Below are 970 nucleotides of genomic sequence, written 5' to 3'. Positions count from 1 at the left end.
ATGCTGGACAATGTGGTTCTGAAGGATCTTCTGGGAAAGAACTGACGACGCTGACCAAGCGGCGAGAGGCGGCGCTCAGGGCGATGCGGGATCACGGCATCTCGCAGCGCCGGGCCTGTCGGCTTGTCGGTGTCGACCCAAAGACAGTCCGGCGCGAACGCCCGCCGGACTGCCCTGAGATCCGCAAGGAGATGCAGGAGATCGCCGGAAAGCGGCGCCGGTTCGGCTACCGCCGGATTGGCGTGTTGCTTGAGCGCAAGGGCATGAAAATGAACCACAAGAAACTGTATCGGCTCTACCGGGAAGAAGGGTTGTCAGTGAAGCGGCGGCGCGGCCGCAAGCGGGCCCGTGGAACGCGCTCCCCGATGCCGGAGGCTGCGTATCCCAATGCGCGCTGGTCTCTGGACTTCCTGGCTGACAGCTTCGGCCCATCCCGGAAACTCCGCATCCTGGCAGTGATAGACGATTGCAGCCGCGAAAACCTGTGCCTGATTGCTGACACCAGCATCTCCGGCGCGCGTGTTGTGGACCTGTCGCGTTTTTGTGCCGCCCCACGTGCTCGTTTAGGCCACTTTCCTTTCGAAAGCGACCGGGATTTTCCAACCCAGTGCTGAGTGCCGCCTTCGCGGATTGTAGAAGCCGTTGATGTATTGGAAGATGGCCAGCTCTGCTTCTCTTCGCGTATGCCATGGTCTCCGCCAGATCAGCTCTGCCTTGATCGTCTTGAAGAAGGTCTCGACGGCAGAGTTGTCATAACAATTGCCCTTGCCGCTCATCGATACCATGAACCCATGGTGGCGCAGAAGCTTCTGGTAGTCGTGCGAACAATATTGCGACCCACGATCGGTGTGATGGATGCAGCCCTTGGGCGGCTGCCGCAGCGCAACAGCCATTTTCAATGCCCGGATTGCCAGGTCGCGCTTCATCCGGTTGCTCACCGCCCAACCGATCACCCGGCGTGAATGCAGAT

At 60.2% G+C, this 970-nt stretch carries 1 protein-coding gene and 1 pseudogene; one reads left to right on the top strand and one right to left on the bottom strand.

Features of this window, described 5'->3' with window-relative positions:
* Positions 1–524 (top strand): annotated as a pseudogene (locus FCK22_RS17945) (IS3 family transposase); the annotation flags it as partial.
* Positions 525–563: 39 nt separating this feature from the next.
* On the opposite strand, the gene FCK22_RS17940 reads toward FCK22_RS17945, so the two are convergent.
* Positions 564–970: IS3 family transposase (locus FCK22_RS17940; protein ID WP_136720750.1), on the bottom strand; the 407-nt coding region annotated here is incomplete at its 5' end.

The organism is Sulfitobacter sp. 15WGC, from assembly GCF_005068605.1.
GTDB classification, from domain to species: domain Bacteria; phylum Pseudomonadota; class Alphaproteobacteria; order Rhodobacterales; family Rhodobacteraceae; genus Sulfitobacter; species Sulfitobacter faviae.
This window is presented reverse-complemented; position numbering and strand designations above follow the sequence as displayed.